This window comes from Paraburkholderia unamae, assembly GCF_003096875.1.
Classification (GTDB): domain Bacteria; phylum Pseudomonadota; class Gammaproteobacteria; order Burkholderiales; family Burkholderiaceae; genus Paraburkholderia; species Paraburkholderia unamae.
In genome coordinates, this window is record NZ_QEOB01000007.1 from 1 (window position 1) to 13,142 (window position 13,142).

Genomic DNA, 13,142 nt, shown 5'->3' on the forward strand with positions numbered 1-13,142 from the left:
CTGGTCGACGCCTCACGCGAGCGTGCGCGTCAACTAGGGCAGAAATCGGACATTTCTAATGAGCCAGAACCGGACATTTCAAAAAAGCCATAACACAAAAAAGTTCGCTAATTTGTCTTATGTTAAATACGAAAAATAGACATCGATAACCCGCCAAACCGGCCCGCGCCCCAACCAGCCGGCCTCGACCCGATTGTCGAGACCGGCTGTGCGCGCCACATTACCGCGGCGCCGTCACCACGACGTACTGAACCTCCGTGCCGACATACGTCGGCTGATACTACGTCGATCCACACTGCTCATACGCCACGCCGTCGATCACGACCGTCGCGCACGACGGCGGCAACGTCGCGACCATGGAACCGACCACGGCAGCCGTCACGCCCACGGTCACGGCGGCTGCCACCGGGTCGACATACCAACCTCCGCCCCAATAGCCTGGTGGCGGCGGAGGCGGCCCGGGTGGATGAGGACCGGGCGCGGGCGGCGGCCCCGGCGGCGGCCCCGGTGGATGCGGTCCTGGCGCCGGCCCAGGGCCCGGCGGACGCGGACCGGGCGTCGGCCCAGGTGGCGGCCCGCCATGAAACTGCTCGCCGCCGCCGTTGAATCCGGGGCGTCCGTGAAACCCTCCGCCGCCAAATCCTCCCCCCATCGGATGAATGCTCGTGCGCGCCATGCCGCGAAACGCGAGCGCCTCGGGCGCTGCCGCGGCCAACGCCACGACGATGCCGGCCGCAATGACTTGCTGCGTGCGCTTGATCGTCATTGAGCCTCCTCGAACGAAGGCCGCGCGGCCGCCGGCTTGAGCTCGATCTGCTTCGCGCCGGCTTGCGGATGAAACACGAACGTCGACGCCCCGAAGGCCGGAGCCAGATTCCAGTGGTAGGTCACCTCATGACGCGGCCGCGTAGGCTGGGTCGTATCGGTGATCACCATGTGGCACGGCAGCGGGCGCTTGCCCTGCTCGATCCACAGTTCCCAGTCGGCGCCCGGCTGCTGATACGCGTAATGCGTGCACCAGCGCGTATCCACCTTCTCCACGCCGAGCACCTGCGCCGAGGTAATCGCCGCGTTGTCGTCCTTGCCGTTGCCCCAATAGAACAGATCCGCGAGCGGTGCTTCGATGTGCCAGGTATTCGCGAGTTCGCGCACGAGGCCATCGAGCGTTGGCGGCGCGTCGTTGCGTGTGTAGTAGCCCTTCTTCTGGTTGAAGATCGTGAAATGACGCCCGTCGTAGACGAGGCCGCGCACATTGCCGTTGCCCGTCACCTCGGCGCGCATGCGGTCGGGCCGCTTGACCTTGAGCACCGTGTGGCGCAGCAGCGCGGCATTCTGGCCGTTGTCGAGCACGACGTCGGTCGAGGTGTCCGCGCTGACCTCGAATTGATGCAGCGTGCGCAGATAAGCACCCATGGCGTCGAGCGCGTCGGTGGCCTGTGCATCGACGGCCGGTGGCGCACTCGCGGCCGCCGCCCCGCTCGCGCCACTGTCGAGATCGGCGAGCGGCGACGGGACGTTCGATTGCACGGGCGCATGCCCGGCATTTTGCGGATGCGCGCAGCCGGCGAGCACGGCGGCTGCGCAGACCGACACGGCGAGCGTGGCGGGAATGACTCCAGGAAAGACTCTTTTCTTCACGGCGTCTCCTTGGCGAACACGGACGGCTCGATCGAGCTTATCAGCGATGCGGCCCCGCATGCCGCGAACCCGCCCTTCCTCGCTGCGCGGGCTCAGTAAAAGCCCTGGTCGGTTCGCGCATCGCCACACAGTATCATCGAGCCATTATTTTAGAACGACGTTCTGTTAGATAGAACGTCGAAGAACAACAAACCTCAGCCAAACAGAGAGTCCAGGAGAGTCCGATGTCCAGCCTGCCAGTCGAAGCGACAAGCGAGTCGCTCCGGGGTTATGCCGCCGCCAACGCCAGCGCGGCCGAGATCAACGCGCGCATCGACCGCCTGCCGGCCACGCGCACCATCTGGACGCTCGTGCTCCTGCTCGCCATGGGCGGCTGGTTCGAGTTCTACGATCTGTTCTTCACGGCTTATGTGGGGCCGGGTCTCGTCAAAAGCGGTCTCTACTCGACCACCACGGCCTCGTTCTTCGGTTTTTCCGGGCTGGGCGCTTTCGTGGCGGCCTCGTTTGCGGGGCTTTTCATCGGCACGTTCTGCCTGACCGGACTTGCCGACCGCTACGGCCGACGCACGATGTTTACGGCCTCGCTGCTCTGGTATTCGGTCGCCACCTGCATCATGGCCTTGCAGACGAGCGCGCCCTCCATCAACCTGTGGCGGCTCATCGCGGGCATTGGCGTGGGGGTCGAACTCGTCACCATCGATACCTACGTGAGCGAGCTCGTGCCCAAGCACATGCGCGGGCGCGCATTCGCGTTCGTGCATCTCGTGCAATACACGGCCGTGCCCGCTGTCGCGCTGCTCGCCTGGTGGTTCGTGCCGCGCGCGCCGCTCGGCTTCGACGGCTGGCGCTGGGTCGTGATGTTCGGCGCGTTGGGCGCGCTCATCGCGTGGGCCATTCGCCGCCGCGTGCCCGAAAGCGCACGCTGGCTTGCCCAGCGCGGGCGTACCGAAGAAGCCGCGGGCGTGCTCGCGAAACTCGAAGCGAAGATCGAGGCGCAGTACGGCCGCCCTCTGCCCGCGCCCGCCGTGGAGCCCGCCGCGCCGCAAGCCACGACCAAGGCGCGTTTCGCCGAAATCTGGCAGCCGCCTTACCGCCGCCGCACGATCACGCTGCTCGTGTTCAACCTCTTTCAGGCCATCGGCTTCTATGGCTTCGCCTCGTGGGTGCCGACCCTGCTCGTTTCGAAGGGCGTCACGGTCACGCACAGCCTGCTCTACTCGTTCGTGATCGCCGCGTCCAATCCGTTCGGCCCGCTCCTCGGCATGGTCATTGCCGATCGCATCGAACGCAAGACGCTCGTCGTGCTCTCCGCGCTCGCCATCGCCGTGTGCGGCACGCTGTTCGCCATGCAGACCACGGCCGCCATGCTCATGTTCCTCGGCGTGCTCATCACGCTTGGCGGCACGCTGCTTTCGGTCGGCTATCACGCGTATCAGGTCGAGCTTTTCCCCACGCGCATGCGCGCCACGGCCGTGGGCTTCGTCTACTCGATGTCGCGCCTCTCCGCCATGTTCTCGGGCTTCATGATTGCGTTCGCCCTGCGTCACTTCGGTGTGCCAGGCGTCTTCGCACTCATCACCGGCGCAATGATCGTGGTGATGGCGGCCATCGGCATCTTCGGGCCGCGCACGAAAAATCGCGCGCTCGACGATATCTCCCGTTAATCCTTTATTTTCGAGGCTGCAAACATGCTCCCGTTAGCCGGCGTGCGCGTCCTGGATCTGTCGAATGTGCTCGCGGGTCCGTTCTGCGCCTATCAACTTGCGCTCTTCGGCGCCGAAGTCACCAAGGTCGAGCATCCTGAAGGCGGCGATCTCGCGCGGCGTCTCGGCGCAGACAAGGACGCCGCCGCGCGCAACATGGGCGCATCGTTCGTGGCCGTGAACGCGGGCAAGCGCTCGGTCACGCTGAACCTGAAAGAGCCGCGCGGCAAAGCCATTCTGCTCGATCTCGTTCGCGACGCCGACGTACTCGTCGAGAACTTCCGGCCCGGCGTGATGGATCGCCTCGGCCTTGGCTACGATCAGCTATCCGAAGTGAATCCGGCGCTCGTCTACTGCGCGATTTCCGGCTTCGGCGACGAAGGCGAGCTTTCGAGCCGTCCCGCCTATGACCAGATCATCCAGGGCATGTCGGGCGTGATGAGCGTGACGGGCGACGCGCTGAGCGCGCCGCTGCGCGTGGGCTATCCCGTCTCCGATACAGTGGGCGGACTCACCGCCGCGTTCGGCATTTGCGCAGCGCTCGTCGATGCGCGCACGAGCGGGCGCGGCCGGCGGCTCGACGTGTCGATGCTCGAAGCCACGCTCGCGACCATGGGCTGGGTCGTGTCGAATTACCTGAACGCGGGTGTCGAGCCCGCGCCGATGGGCAACGAAAACTTCACGGCCGCGCCCTCCGGCACCTTCCGCACCGGCTCGGGCCTGCTCAACATCGCCGCGAACGAAACGCGCCAGTTCGACAGTCTGTGCGACGTGATCGGCCGCCCCGACCTGCCCCGCGACGAACGCTTCGCCGCGCGCCATACGCGCAAGCAGTATCGCGCCGAACTCAAGGCCGAGATCGAGACGGCGCTCGCACAAGACAGTGCGGCGAACTGGGAGGCACGCCTGCTCGCGCGCGGGGTGCCCGTTGGCCGCGTGCTCTCGGTGCCGGAAATTCTCGCGCACCCGCATCTCGCCGAACGGCGCTTCGTGCGCGAGTTCGACGCCGCGCACGGCGAAGCGGCTCAGCGCGTGACACGCGCGGGACTGCGTCTGGCCGACGCCGACGCGGCCCCCGCCACACCCGCGCCCACGCTCGGCGCCCACACGCGCGAGACACTCGCCCAACTCGGCTTCGACGCCGCCCAAATCGACACGCTGCACCACGACGGAGTGATCTGACATGCCGACGACGAACCCCGCCACCGCCGCTCCCGCAGCTCCCGATCTGGCCGCCCTGTGCGCCGACTACTGGAGCACGTCGATCATCGACATCCATCCGGGCTCCATCAAGGTGCGGGGCTATCCGATCCAGGAACTGATCGGCAATGTGAGCTTCCCGCAGATGATCTGGCTGATGCTGCGCGGCGAGCTACCCGGCGACGACGAGGCCACGCTGCTCGAAGCGGCGCTCGTGGCCTCGGTGGACCACGGCCCGCACGCGCCTTCGATTGCGATTTCGCGCATGGCCACGAGTTGCGGACTGCCGATCAACGGGGCGATGGCCTCGGCGCTCAACGCGCTCGACGACGTGCACGGCGGCGCGGGCCAGCAGGCAGTCGAGCTTTACGCCGACATCGCGGCGCGCATCGTGGCGGGCAGCACGCTCGAGGCCGCCGTGGAAGCCGGCGTCGATGAGTTCATCGCCGTGCACGGCAAGTATCTGCCCGGCTTCGGTCATCGCTTTCATCCCGTCGATCCGCGCGCCGGGCGGCTGCTCGCGCTCGTCGACGCACGCGTGGCGTCCGGCACGATCAAGGGCCGCTACGCGGCGATCGCGCGCGGTATCGAAGCGCTGCTGAAAAAACGCAAGGACCGGCCCGTGCCGATGAACATCGACGGCGTGACGGCTGTTATTTACGCGGAACTGGGCTTCGCGCCGGAACTGGCGCGCGGGGTGTTCTGTCTCGCTCGCGCCGTGGGCATACTCGCGCACGCGTGGGAGCAGCGCGGACGCGGCGAGCGCAACAAGGGGCCGATGCCGCGGCAGATTGCCTACGCTTATACCGGTGCGCAGGAGCGCCATCTCGACGAGTCTTGAGCGCCGCGCCGTGAAGGCACCCGCGTGCAAGCGCCGCCCGGCCCTCCCCGCCGCGCGCGGCCTCAGGCGTCTTGCCGGGCGCGCGCAGCGTGGGCGCGTTGAGCGGCGCGCAATGCGCGCGAGTCGCCGCCGAGCGCGTCCGTAGCGCGCACCGCGCAGTCGAACAACGCGTCGAGGTGGCGCTCGACGAAGGCGCCGTCGATACGCGAACTCGGCCCCGCGAGCGTGAACACGCCGCGCAGCGTCTCGTGCACGCCGAACACGGGCATGGAAACGCCGGCGGTCTCGCGATCGCGCTCGCCAATGGAGATGCAGTAGAAGTCGCGCCGGATGCCCTCGAAGGGCTCGCCCGGCGCGCCGCCGAACGCCAGCAGCGCGCGCCCGCCCGAGCCGCTTTCGAGCGGCAGCACATCGCCTTCGCGCACGTGGTGGCGCACCACGTGCAGCGAATCGACGCGATGCAGGCATACGCGCACGGCGTTGTCGCGCACGTAGAACGAAACGCTCTCCCCGCTCGTCGCGGCCAGTTCGCGCATGAGCGGCAACAGGATGTCGCCCAGATTCAGGCTGCGCTGATAGAGCGCGCCCAGCGCGAACGTCGCGGGGCCGAGCTGATAGCGCCCGTCGTCGAGGCGCAGCAGCAGGCGATGCTGGATCAACGCGCCGGCGAGGCGCAGCAAGGTGCTCTTGTAGAGCCCGGTGCGCGCCGCAAGCTCCGCGAGCGTGAGCGCGTTGTCGTCCGGGCGGAACGCAAACAGGATCGCACACGCACGGTCGATGACAGCGACGCCCTCTTCTTTCTTGACCGGAGTGAGCGGATCTTGCGCGGGCATGGGCATGAATGGCGGGGTTGGGAACGACTCAGATTTTACGCGATCTCGCCGGGCTGCCGCGCGCCGTTCGCAGCCCCCGCACGCCGCCTTACTTCGCCCGCACCACCGACGCGCGCATCGTCACGGTCACGGGAAAGCTGCGCTCGATCGGCCATTGCGTGCCATAGCATTGATTGGTCAGCCAGCGCACCGCATTGCGCGTGAGTTCCGCCGTGGGAATATGCACCGAGGTGAGCGCGGGCGCCATATAAGCGGCCGAATAGTCGTCGTCATAGCCGATCACCGAAACGTCGTGCGGCACGCGCAAGCCCGCTTGCTGAAGTCGCGCGAGCGCGCTCATGGCCATCGTGTCGTTCGCGCAGAAGAGGCCAGTGAAACGTCGCCCTTGCTCAACGAGCGCGCCGGCCGCCGCATAGCCGCCTTCGGGCGAGAAGTCCGAGACGATGTGCGGCACCGACTTGCGATCGATGCCGTGGCGCCCCAGTTCCGCGAAGAAGCCGTGCAGACGCGCCGCATTGTCCGACGACGTGGACGGCCCGCCGATCACCGCAAGTTCGCGATGACCGTGCTCGATGAGCGTGCGCGCGGCGAGCTCGCCGCCGTGAAAGTGCTCGGCGCAGAACGATGCTTCGGGCAACTGATCGAATGCGCGGTTCAGGAACGCCATGCGCGGGTGCATGGCGTGCAGCATTTGCAGGTCGTCGTCGTAGAGATCGTGGCTGATCACCACCACGCCATCGCAGTCGCGGCCGATCAGAAAGCGCACCGCCTCGATGGCCTGCTCGCGCGGCGAAGCCTCGCCGCAGCCGGTCGCCACCACCACGTGACGGCGCACGGCGCGCAATTGCGTATCGGTTTCCTTGAGGATGGTGCCGTAGTACGAGCCGAAAAAAGTCGGCACGAAGATGCCGATGATGCCGAGCGACTTGGTGGCCATCGCGCGGCCGATCGACGAAGGCCGGAAGTTCAGTTGCTCGATGGCGGCCTGTACGCGCGCGGCCGCCTCCGCCGACACCGGTCCGTTGCCCGAGATCGCGCGCGAAGCCGTCGAGAGGCCCACGCCGGCCAGCGCCGCCACATCTTTCAGGGTCGCCACGATTCGTTCCTTGTTGTCGATGGGAGGTGTCATCAAAGTCTGTCGCCCGTCGCTTCGTCGAAGAGGGAAATATGCGCGCCGTCGATCGCGAACGGCACCGTCGCGTCCGTGGTGAGCGGCGTCTTGTCCTGATCGATCGAGGCGATCTGCACGCCCGCGTGATCGATCCACAGCACGCGGTGATTGCCCATGGGTTCGACGAGCGTCACGCGCCCCTGCCATACCGTTTCGTGCGCGCGCGCCGTGCCGCCTGCATGCACGTCCTCCGGGCGCACGCCAAGCACGCAGGCGCGCGTCGGGTCGGGCGCGGCCTTGAACGGGTAGCCCGAGACATCGACGTCGAGACCCGGCCCGCGAAAGCGCAGGCGGCCTTCGTCGGCTTCGAGCCTGCCGTGCAGCAGGTTCATGGGCGGCGCGCCGAGGAAGGTCGCGACGAACAGGTTCTCGGGGCGCGCGTAGACTTCGGCGGGCGTGCCGAACTGCTGGATTGCCCCGCCCTTCATCACCGCCATGCGGGTAGCGAGCGTCATGGCTTCGACCTGATCGTGCGTCACGTAAATCATCGTCGCGCCCAGTTGCTGGTGCAACTGCTTGAGCTCGCGGCGCAGTTCCGTGCGCAGTTTGGCGTCGAGGTTCGACAGCGGCTCGTCGAACAGGAACACGTCGGCCTCGCGCACGATCGCGCGCCCGATCGCCACGCGCTGGCGCTGGCCGCCCGAGAGCTGCGCGGGCTTTCGCGAGAGCAGCGGCCCGAGTTGCAGCATGTCGGCGGCGCGCTTCACGCGGCGCTCGATCTCCGGCTTCGGCGTGCCGTTGATTCGCAGTGCGAACGAAAGATTGCGCTCCACGTTCATGGTCGGATAGAGCGCGTACGACTGGAACACGAGCGCCACGCCCCGGTCCTTCGGATCGGCCCAGGTCATGTCCTCGCCGCCGATCTCGATGCTGCCGTCGGTCACATCCACTAGGCCCGCGATGCTGTGCAGCAAGGTGGACTTGCCGCAGCCCGAAGGCCCGAGCAGCACCACGAACTCGCCCGCGCGCACGTCGAGGTCGAGTTCGTCGATGATCGTGTTGGCGCCGAGATCGATGCGCAGGTTGCGCACCGCAACGTTGGTCAGATTGCCCATGCCATGGCTCCTAGCCTTTCACCGCGCCCGAGGCGATGCCGCGCACGAACCAACGCCCCGAGACGAAATAGATCGCGAGCGGCACGAGCGAGGTGAGGATCGTGGCCGCCATGTTGACGTTGTAGAGCCGCTCGCCCGTGGTCGTGTTGATGATGTTGTTGAGCTGCACTGTCATCGGCAGGTTTTTGGTGCCCGCGAACACGAGGCCGAGAATGTAGTCGTTCCAGATGCCCGTGACCTGCATGATGATGGCCACAACGATGATGGGCACCGACATGGGCAGCATGAGCTGCGTAAAGATGCGCCAGAAGCCGCCGCCGTCGATGCGCGCCGCCTTGAACAACTCCTGCGGCAGAGATGCATAGTAGTTGCGGAACAGCAGCGTCATCACCGGCATGCCGAAGATCGTGTGGATCACGACGATGCCCGCCAACGAACTGAAAAGATGCACGAAGGCGAGCACGCGCACGAGCGGATACACCATCACCTGCACGGGAATGAACGCGCCCGCGAGCAGGATGCCGAACAGCACGCCCGCGCCGCGAGGCCGCCAGAACGAGAGCGCATAGCCGTTCACGGCGCCCACCGCGATCGAGAAGAGCGTGCTGGGCACGACGATGCGCACCGAGTTCCAGAAGCCCACGCGGATGCCCGCGCAATCGAGGCCCGTGCACGCCGAAGCCCACGCGTCGCGCCACGGTGCGAGCGTGAAATGCACGGGCAGCGCGAGCAGATGCCCGAGGCGGATCTCTTCCATCGGCTTGACCGACGTCACGAGCATCACATAGAGCGGCAGCAGGAAGAACAGCGCAGCGGTGAAGAGAAACGCATACACGCCAAGGCGTGCGGGCGTGAAAAGGCGGCGCGGCTTGCGCCCTCTTCGCGCGGGACGCGCGCGTTCGGGCGCGCGGTGCAGCGAATCGGCCAGTGGCGTGCTCATGCCCGGTCTCCCTTGAGCGCCGCGCGGCTGCGCGCATAAAAGAACGGCACGAGGATCGCGAGCACGGTGGCGAGCAGCACGATCGACGCCGCCGACGCCAGCCCGATATTCGCGCGGTTGAACAGATAGTCCATGATGAATTTCGCGGGCACCTCGCTCGCGGTGCCGGGGCCGCCCTGGGTCATGGCGACGACGGCGTCGTAGAGCTTCACGACCATCACGAAGAGCAGCACGAACGCCGTGGAAAGCGACGTCTTGAGCATCGGCACGACGATGCTCGCATACACGCGCCAGCGCGGAATGCCGTCGAGACGCGCGGCTTTCCAGATCTCGTCGTCCACGCCGCGCAGGCCCGCGAGCATCAGTGCCATCACGAGGCCCGAGGCCTGCCACACCGTCGCGATCACGAGCGTATAGATCGCGAAGCGCTGCGTGACGATCCAGTCGAAGCGCGCATGCGTGAAGCCCATGTGCCGCAGCACCGCCTGCACGCCGAGCTCGGGGTTGAGGATCCACTGCCACACGAGCCCGGTCGCGACGAACGACATCGCATAGGGATAGAGGAACACTGTGCGCAGCGCGCCCTCGGCCGCAACGCGCTGGTCGATGAAGATCGCGAGCAAAAGCCCGATCGCGAGGCACGCGAGGATGAAACACGCCCCGTAGATCACGAGATTTTGCAGCGAAAGGATCCAGCGGTCGTTCTGGAACAGCCGCACGTACTGCGTCGCGCCCGCGAAGGTGTTCGTGGGCAGCGAGCGCGAGTAGCTCAGCGAGACGCGCGCTGTCCACAGCATCGTGCCCAGGTACGCGAACACGACCGTGGCCGCCATGGGCGCGAGCGCGATCCATGCCGCGAGCGAGAGCCGCTTGCGCATGGGGCGCGCGCTGCGCGCTTGCGCCGCCTGACGTTTGGCCGGATGCAGCTTGAGGGCGTACATGGCGCGGCTCAGCTCTTGATGGCGGTGGCGAAGGCCTTCTGGGCTTCCTCGATCGGCTGGTTCTTGTTCCAGAAGTTCGTGATGACGTCCTGGAGCGCGCCCTGCACGTCGGGCGGAATCAGCATTTCGGGGTTCGGCAGTTGCCTCGACTTGTCCTTCATGATCGCCATGCCCTCTTTCGCGCAAATGTCGAAGCTCGAGGTGTCCACGTCCGGGCGGATCGGGATCGAGCCCTTGCGCAGGTTGAACGCGACCTGCGCGGACGGCGACGTCATCACCGTGGCGAGCAGTTGCTGCGCCTTGACCTGCTGCGCGTTGTCGGTCTTCGGAAACACGAACACGTCACCCGCGATCATGTACGGCGACTTGGGGAAGCCGGGGAAGCATCCGAAGTCCTTGCCCGCGACCTGGTGGGCGGCCGAGAACTCGCCCTTGGCCCAGTCGCCCATGATCTGCATGCCCGCCTTGCCGGAAATCACGAGCGCCGTGGCGTCGTTCCAGTTGCGGCCCGGCGAGCCCGGGTCGACATAATTATGCAACCGCTTGAAGGTCGTGAGCACGTTGCGAAACGCCGGCGAATTCACGGCGTTCGCATCGCGGTCGCGGTAGACCTTCATGTAGAGATCGCGGTCCATGTCGGCGAAAATCGCGTCGAAGGTGATCTTCTCCTGCCACGCCTGGCCGCCCAGCGCGAGCGGAATCAGGCCCGCGGCCTTGAGCCTGTCGAGATCGGCGAAGAGTTCGTCGAAATTCTGCGGCTCTGCCTTGATGCCCGCCTTCGCGAAAGCGGGCTTCGAATAGAAGAACCAGTCCTGCATGTGAATGTTCACGGGCGCCGCGTAGTAGTGCCCGTTGACCTTGATGGCGGTGAGAATCGACTCGGGGAAGATGGCGCTCCAGTTCTCCTTGTTTGCAACCGAATCGACGTTATTCAGGAGTCCCTGGTCGATCAGATCGTGAAACTGTTTGGACGTATTGAACTGGGCGGCCGTGGGCGGATCGCCACCCACGATGCGGTTGATTGCCGTGGCGCGCGCCTGGTCCGCACCCGCGATCGCGTTGTCGACCCACTGGCCCCCTGCCTGATCGTAGGCCTGCGCGAACTGCTTGATCGCGGCCGACTCGCCGCCCGAGGTCCACCAGTGAATCACGTTGGCCTTGAGCGGTTCGGCGGCGTGGGCGGCCAATGCGCCGGCCAGCGCTAGCGCGGCCGCGATGCCGCGCAGAACGGGTGCGTTGTGCTTCATTGCGTCTCCTGTCGATCTGAAGTCGGCGCTTCAGTTGTCGGCCGGTGTCAGGCGCTCAGGCACTGACTCCGGCCCATGCGGAGCGTTGGCGGCCCCGGGTTGATTTGCACATGCGCTGCAAAAGCACTGCAAAAGCATCAGCGGCTTGCGTCAGGCACCGTCGAGCGCGCGCCGCCGCGCGAGGAAGCGCGCAATGAGTTCCGCGCTGCGTTTGGGCGTGCGCACCTGGGTGTCGTAATCGACGTGCACGACGCCAAAGCGCCGCTCGTAGCCAAAGGCCCACTCGAAGTTGTCGAGCAGGGACCACACGAAATAACCGCGCACATCCACGCCCGCCGCGATCGCCGCATCGACCGCCGCGAGATGGCGCTTGAGGAAGGCAATGCGTTGCGCGTCGTCCACCTGGCCGTCGCGCACGCGGTCGTCCGAGGCCATGCCGTTTTCCGTGATGTAGACCGGCGGCAGGTTTTCATACGTGCGTGAAAAGCCGATCAGCAGATCGCGCAGGCCGTCGGGGTGAACCTCCCAGCCCATCTGCGTGCGCTCGACGCCTTCGAGCGGCACCTCGATGAAACCATTCGCGCCGTCGCTCTTCACGTTGGTGCGGAAATAGTAGTTGATGCCGAGAAAGTCGAGCGGCGCGGCAATCGTCTCCATGTCGCCTTCCAGCACCAACGGCTCGGCGCCGGGCCAGAGCGCGAACAGTTCCTCGGGATACTCGCCCTTGAGGAGCGGGTCGAGAATCCACGCGTTGTGCTGCACCTCGAAGCGGCGCGCGGCTCGCACGTCGGCTTCGGACGGCGAATCGGGCGTGCCGCGCCCTACGTTCGCGACAATGCCCTTGGCGGAAGCCGGATCGTTTGCGCGCAGCGCCGAGGTCGCGAGGCCGTGACCGAGCAGCAGATGGTGCATGGCTTGCGTGGCGTAGCGGCCATTGGCGAGGCCCGGCGCATGGTGGCCGTTGCCGTAGCCGAGATACGCTGAGCACCACGGCTCGTTGAGCGTCATCCATGCGTCGACGAGGCCCGACAGCTCGCGGCTCATCAGGTCCGCGTAGTCGGCGAAGCGGTAAGCGGTGTCGCGGTTGAGCCAGCCGCCACGGTCCTCCAGATGCTGTGGCAGGTCCCAGTGGTAGAGCGTCGCGAAGGTGCGGATGCCCTTCTCCTTCAGACGCTCCAGCAAGCGCTTGTAGAACGCAATGCCTTTTGCGTTGGGCCGCCCCGCCTCGTCCATCACGCGCGGCCACGCGATCGAAAAGCGGTACGCCTCGAAGTTCAGGCGCGTGAGCAGGTCGAGGTCGGCTTCCCAGCGGTGATAGTGGTCGCAGGCCACGGCGCCCGTGTCGCCCGCGAGCACCTTGCCAGGCGTTGCGCTGAAGGTGTCCCAGATCGACGGCAGCCGGCCGTCTTCGTTGACCGCACCCTCGATCTGATACGAGGCCGTGGCCGCGCCGAGCAGGAAATCCCGCCGCCAGAGTGCGGAGCCGGCGGGCGGCGTGAAGGGGTCGTCGGCTATGGCTGCGAATTCGGCAACATCAGCGTCTGCGGTGGCGTGCGGCAAAGTAACGGTGTCC

12 protein-coding genes are annotated in these 13,142 nt (G+C 66.4%); 3 read left to right on the forward strand and 9 right to left on the reverse strand.

The annotated features are described in order from the left end of the window. Nucleotides 1-280 precede the first annotated feature (280 nt). Both C7402_RS15755 and C7402_RS15760 read right to left on the reverse strand, forming a co-directional pair. Entirely contained in the window at nt 281-766 is a 486-nt protein-coding gene (locus C7402_RS15755; protein WP_116611253.1) for a hypothetical protein, read from the reverse strand. Next, on the reverse strand, nt 763-1,638 hold the full coding sequence (locus C7402_RS15760) for a DUF2092 domain-containing protein (RefSeq protein WP_165841901.1): 876 nt from the start codon (nt 1,636-1,638) through the stop codon (nt 763-765). Before C7402_RS15760 ends, C7402_RS15755 begins: the two co-directional genes overlap by 4 nt. A gap of 224 nt (nt 1,639-1,862) precedes the next feature. On the opposite strand from C7402_RS15760, the gene C7402_RS15765 reads away from it, so the two are divergent. The 3 genes from C7402_RS15765 to C7402_RS15775 are packed head-to-tail and all read left to right on the forward strand — an operon-like array spanning nt 1,863 to nt 5,382. Then, nucleotides 1,863-3,302: an MFS transporter gene (locus C7402_RS15765; RefSeq protein ID WP_112172692.1), complete on the forward strand. Its 1,440-nt coding sequence runs from the start codon at nt 1,863-1,865 to the stop codon at nt 3,300-3,302. Nucleotides 3,303-3,326: 24 nt separating this feature from the next. After that, on the forward strand, nt 3,327-4,523 hold the full coding sequence (locus C7402_RS15770; RefSeq protein WP_116611255.1) for a CaiB/BaiF CoA transferase family protein: 1,197 nt from the start codon (nt 3,327-3,329) through the stop codon (nt 4,521-4,523). Nucleotide 4,524: 1 nt separating this feature from the next. After that, on the forward strand, nt 4,525-5,382 hold the full coding sequence (locus C7402_RS15775; protein ID WP_116611256.1) for a citryl-CoA lyase: 858 nt from the start codon (nt 4,525-4,527) through the stop codon (nt 5,380-5,382). Nucleotides 5,383-5,444: 62 nt separating this feature from the next. On the opposite strand, the gene C7402_RS15780 is transcribed toward C7402_RS15775, so the two are convergent. From C7402_RS15780 to C7402_RS15810, 7 genes are all read right to left on the reverse strand, one after another. After that, nucleotides 5,445-6,215: an IclR family transcriptional regulator gene (locus C7402_RS15780; RefSeq protein WP_208948943.1), complete on the reverse strand. Its 771-nt coding sequence runs from the start codon at nt 6,213-6,215 to the stop codon at nt 5,445-5,447. 88 nt (nt 6,216-6,303) lie between these two features. Beyond that, nucleotides 6,304-7,311: a substrate-binding domain-containing protein gene (locus C7402_RS15785; RefSeq protein ID WP_208948944.1), complete on the reverse strand. Its 1,008-nt coding sequence runs from the start codon at nt 7,309-7,311 to the stop codon at nt 6,304-6,306. 32 nt (nt 7,312-7,343) lie between these two features. Beyond that, nucleotides 7,344-8,441 carry an ABC transporter ATP-binding protein gene (locus C7402_RS15790; RefSeq protein WP_116611258.1) on the reverse strand — a complete coding sequence of 366 codons (1,098 nt, stop codon included), beginning with the start codon at nt 8,439-8,441 and terminating at the stop codon, nt 7,344-7,346. A 10-nt stretch (nt 8,442-8,451) separates the two neighbouring features. Further along, on the reverse strand, nt 8,452-9,381 hold the full coding sequence (locus tag C7402_RS15795; RefSeq protein WP_112172698.1) for a carbohydrate ABC transporter permease: 930 nt from the start codon (nt 9,379-9,381) through the stop codon (nt 8,452-8,454). Next, nucleotides 9,378-10,322: a carbohydrate ABC transporter permease gene (locus tag C7402_RS15800; protein ID WP_116611259.1), complete on the reverse strand. Its 945-nt coding sequence runs from the start codon at nt 10,320-10,322 to the stop codon at nt 9,378-9,380. The genes C7402_RS15795 and C7402_RS15800 overlap by 4 nt, the downstream gene beginning before the upstream one ends. A gap of 8 nt (nt 10,323-10,330) precedes the next feature. After that, a complete protein-coding gene (locus C7402_RS15805) occupies nt 10,331-11,569 on the reverse strand; it encodes an ABC transporter substrate-binding protein (protein ID WP_116611260.1) in 1,239 nt (412 codons plus the stop codon). 150 nt (nt 11,570-11,719) lie between these two features. After that, entirely contained in the window at nt 11,720-13,129 is a 1,410-nt protein-coding gene (locus C7402_RS15810) for a GH1 family beta-glucosidase (protein ID WP_116611261.1), read from the reverse strand. Between the last annotated feature and the right edge of the window lie 13 nt (nt 13,130-13,142).

Excerpts from the sequence above, each read along its gene's own strand:
- C7402_RS15800 (WP_116611259.1), bottom strand. The coding sequence starts at position 10,322 with ATGTACGCCCTCAAGCTGCATCCGGCCAAACGTCAGGCGGCGCAAGCG.
- C7402_RS15790 (WP_116611258.1), bottom strand. The coding sequence starts at position 8,441 with ATGGGCAATCTGACCAACGTTGCGGTGCGCAACCTGCGCATCGATCTC.
- C7402_RS15780 (WP_208948943.1), bottom strand. The coding sequence starts at position 6,215 with ATGCCCGCGCAAGATCCGCTCACTCCGGTCAAGAAAGAAGAGGGCGTC.
- C7402_RS15770 (WP_116611255.1), top strand. The coding sequence starts at position 3,327 with ATGCTCCCGTTAGCCGGCGTGCGCGTCCTGGATCTGTCGAATGTGCTC.
- C7402_RS15805 (WP_116611260.1), bottom strand. The coding sequence starts at position 11,569 with ATGAAGCACAACGCACCCGTTCTGCGCGGCATCGCGGCCGCGCTAGCG.
- C7402_RS15795 (WP_112172698.1), bottom strand. The coding sequence starts at position 9,381 with ATGAGCACGCCACTGGCCGATTCGCTGCACCGCGCGCCCGAACGCGCG.
- C7402_RS15765 (WP_112172692.1), top strand. The coding sequence starts at position 1,863 with ATGTCCAGCCTGCCAGTCGAAGCGACAAGCGAGTCGCTCCGGGGTTAT.
- C7402_RS15775 (WP_116611256.1), top strand. The coding sequence starts at position 4,525 with ATGCCGACGACGAACCCCGCCACCGCCGCTCCCGCAGCTCCCGATCTG.
- C7402_RS15755 (WP_116611253.1), bottom strand. The coding sequence starts at position 766 with ATGACGATCAAGCGCACGCAGCAAGTCATTGCGGCCGGCATCGTCGTG.